The following is a 3831-nucleotide window of genomic DNA, read 5'->3' as shown; positions in this document are numbered from 1 at the left end:
CGCCTTCGACCCGTCCGCGTCCTGATCCTTGCGGCCGCCCTCGCCGTCCCGGGATGCGCCGCCCCTTTGGACCTGGACACCGGTACAGGCGCCGCCTTGCAGGAGCAGGTAGTAGCCGTCCGCGCAGCCCTGGCCGCCGGCGACTACGCTGGTGCCCTGACAGGGCTGGACACCCTTGCAGCTGACGTGCAACGGGCAGCATCGGAAGGCAAAATCAGCACGGAACGCAAGGCCCGCATCCTCCACGCCGTCACCCTCGTCCGCAGCGACGCGCTGGCCGCGATTCCGCCAGGGCCTGCCGCCCCTGCCCCGACTGAAGTACCCGGTCCGCTGCCGTCACAGTCGCAGCAGGACGGCGAAGAAGACAAGCCCCAAGACGACAAGCCACAGGACGAGGGTAAAAAGAAGGACGGGGAACTCGGCAAGGGCAAAGCCGAAGAAGAGAAGGCCAAGGGGAAGGACTAGGAGGCGGCCCTCGCCCGTTGCCGCCGTTGTAGAACTGAGCCCCGGCCAGCGGCTCATGTCCAGAGCTGCCCCCCCACTTCGGGCCCCCTGAAAAACGGCGCGCAGGAGATCCTCGCTTGCCGGCTCTTCCTTATCCACATCATCGTGGACGCGTCGGGCGTTCTGCACTGCCTGCTGTTGACGGCCCCGTCTCTTTGAACGCGGCCACCCCGTGAGTCCCACTCGTCCCAACGTCGCCAAAGGTTTCCCCAACGGGGGAAACGAATACTGATTGCCATCCACATCCCCCTTCCTAGGAGACGACATGGCAGCCAGCCCACCCAACGGTTCCGTGCATCACCCACACGGGCGACGCAGAGCCTCAGCAACTCGTCTTGGCCGCAGCCTGTTCGAACGCCGAAATGTGGCGGCGGCAGTCGCCGTCCTGCTGACGGCCACCGGCGTCGGGTCCGCGGTTGCGGCTACCCAGGTAACGCAAACTAATCCCGGCGGTATCATCGCCGTCGGCCCCGTCAACTCGGCCTACGGCTTCCCCTCCTGGTACGAAGACAAGAACCACACGCGCCTCGAACTGTGCCTGGAGGCCCAAAACCCGCTCTGTGGCTTCCTCCCCGGCGATGTTCCAAACGAAGCGGCAGAAATCTCATTCCCGGACAACTTCCCCGACGAGGCCTTCTACATGCTGGCCGGATCCGAACTGGAGCTGCCAAACGGTGGCCAGGCGGTCCTGGTGCTCGGCCTGGAAGCCGCGTTCTCGAATTCTGTGACGGACGGCGACCAAGTCGTGTTCGGGCGCCAGCGCATCGTCGTCAAGGGCGGTCCGGCCAACCAGACCCTGACCTTCCAGCATCCGTACGGCACCATCACCATAGATACCGACGGAGCCGGCGACGGAAAACTTGTGGAAGACATCTCGCCGGCCATTGGAAACTTCACCACCGCTTTGAAGAGCAACATCGGGCCCTTCCTCAAATGGGACACCGGCGCTCCTGAGGGGTACCTGGGCGACCCAAACCAGGACCACACGGTGACGGGCAGCCCCTTCGGCTACAACAAGTTCTCCGTCAGTGGCGGCGGGCTGAACGTTGAGACTGACCAGTTCTCACTGATGGGCAAGATCGCCACGAACAGTGGTGTCAGCGCGGATTCGGCAGTGCTCAACGGCGGCATGATAGACGTCTTCGCCAGCAGCAGCAACTCCGCGCAGCTGCAGGTTGAGGGCCAGGACGGGAAGTTCAAGCTGACCCCGATGGTCACGGACCCGGACTCGGGACGCTACTACGCCCGGATCCAGTTCACCGGGGACGCTCCGACGTCCGTCAAGATCACCAACATCGCGGATAAGCCGGCCAGCAGCAGCACCATCAACGTGAGCAAGCCAAGCGGCATCTCCATCACCAAAGCTGTCTTCGACGGCTCAAAGCTGGAGGTCGCGGCAACGTCATCGGTCGGATACCCGCTCGAGGTCGTCGGTCTGGGCACGCTCGCGGCTCCGGCGACGGAGGGCGCACCTGCTGAAGCCTCGATCCCGGTGAAGGCGCCACCGGCGACCATTACCGTGAAGCATGATGCAGGCAACGCCGCAACTCTTGCTGTCACTGTAGCCGGCGGCAGTGCTACGGAGCCCGGGCTCGATCCCCTGACTCCGGCACCGGATCCGGGGCCCGTCACTGAGACCGGGCCAGGCGGCGGCTCCACGGGAGGTACGGAACCGTTGACCGCAGCGGTCACCGCATCATCGACCACTGCGGCCCGCGGCACGAGCGTCCAGCTCGACGGGCGCTCGTCAACAGGCGAGGTCGGGTATCAGTGGAGCCAGGAAACCGGGCCAACAGTAACGCTCTCCAGCACCACCGCACCCAATCCCACAGTCGCTGTTCCATTGTGGGCCAGCACCCAAGATTCGGCGCCGAAGGCTCCCCCGACGCAAGGCCCAGCCCGAATCAAGCTGGTGACGACAGGGGCAGACGGCACTACCAAGGAAGCTTGGGTTGACCTGACGATTCAGAATGACTCAGTAACCATTGACGCCGCCTCACGCCACCGCAGGGGCAGCGAACTCCGGATATCGGGAACCTCCACCCTGGCGGGCAATACCGCCATCCTGACTCCCGCAACGTCCATCGTGATCTGGGACGTCTCCAACGCCGCCACGCCGGTGAAGATCGGCACCGCTCAGGTGGACACCCTGGGTGCCTGGTCCTACAAGATCAAACCGGGCCCCGCCCAGCAGGTTACCCGCGTCATGGTCCAGTCCAGCAGGGGAGGTAGCGCGACGGCGTCCATCGCCACCCGCTGACTCAGCCGTAGAACCAAGAAGCAACGCCAGCAACAGCCTTGGGGCCCCGACCGCAACGCGGACGGGGCCCCAAGGCATGGCCCCCCAAGGCATCACCTCCGGGGCTTAGCCAACTACAGGCAGAAAGAGACAGAAAAATAGCCCCAGCCTGGGGCTGGGACTAGGCGCCTCGGCCGGACCCATGGACTACCTCCCCGGCGGCCACACCACTGTAGCCTGTACGTTTTCCAGCGGGACACTGCCGTAGCTGCGGGAATCGATGGAGCCCGAACGATTGTCACCAAGGACGAAGACGTGACCGGACGGCACGGTGACCGGGCCAAAGTACGTGCCGTCGATGCGGCTGTGATCGATGCTCGGTTCAGGCTGCGGGGCGCCGTCCACCACAAGGACGGAGTCTTCAATGGCGACAGTCTGCCCCTCCAGCCCCACGGCACGCTTCAGCGTGGGGCGTCCGTCCTCGGGACTGCTGAAGACGACCAGTCCCCCAGCTGGGACGCCGGCCAACTGGGGCCCGGGTTTGTAGAGCAGGATGATGCTGCCACGCGGGACAGCGGGTTCCATGCTTTCGGAGCTGACCGTCATGGGCTCAAGGACCCACAAACGGGTGACGAGCAAACCCCCGGCCAGAACCGCCGCCGCCGTGGTTTTCCTGTTCCAGAAGCCCTTCCGGGGCCCTCCGGCATGGCCTGGTCCCCTTGCCGCGCGGGCTTCCCGTCGCGTCAGGAACGCACCGCCTCCAGGAGCTGTTTTGAGTGGGCCACCGGTAAGGAGGATTTGCCGCCGGAAAACGGACACGACCGGATCTCCTTTCAAAGGCATGCCACGAGCATGTCGCCGTGTTCTTGGGAAATTCTGGAGCGGACAAGCCTGCCGGAGGGTCAGCCCGTGCCGCACCCCCATATGGGCCCCCACAAATCGATGGTTTAAGTGCTCTGCGGGCCGTAATTCCGGCGCTTTAGGCCTCAGCAGAAACTTCAACCCCATGCATCACGGTCCACTTCATAGGCCTCTTTGGACACTTTTGAGGCAAAACCCGGGCTTTGCAAGCACTAAGTGGGAGCCGG

3 protein-coding genes are annotated in these 3831 nt (G+C 64.5%); 2 read left to right on the top strand and 1 reads right to left on the bottom strand.

Annotated features, from left to right (window positions below):
- Together RIN13_RS18955 and RIN13_RS18950 are read left to right on the top strand one after the other, a co-directional pair.
- Nucleotides 1-465 (top strand): hypothetical protein (locus RIN13_RS18955; RefSeq protein WP_309108864.1); only part of this gene is annotated, 465 nt, incomplete at its 5' end.
- 304 nt (nucleotides 466-769) lie between these two features.
- Nucleotides 770-2764 carry a hypothetical protein gene (locus RIN13_RS18950; RefSeq protein ID WP_309108863.1) on the top strand — a complete coding sequence of 665 codons (1995 nt, stop codon included), beginning with the start codon at nucleotides 770-772 and terminating at the stop codon, nucleotides 2762-2764.
- 186 nt (nucleotides 2765-2950) lie between these two features.
- On the opposite strand, the gene lepB is transcribed toward RIN13_RS18950, so the two are convergent.
- Nucleotides 2951-3562 carry a signal peptidase I gene (gene lepB / locus RIN13_RS18945; protein WP_309108862.1) on the bottom strand — a complete coding sequence of 204 codons (612 nt, stop codon included), beginning with the start codon at nucleotides 3560-3562 and terminating at the stop codon, nucleotides 2951-2953.
- Nucleotides 3563-3831: the final 269 nt, after the last annotated feature.

Origin of the sequence: Arthrobacter sp., assembly GCF_031179985.1 — a bacterium.
Classification (GTDB): domain Bacteria; phylum Actinomycetota; class Actinomycetes; order Actinomycetales; family Micrococcaceae; genus Arthrobacter.
Note: the sequence above shows the minus strand (reverse complement) of the source record. Positions and strands in the feature narration are given on the sequence as shown.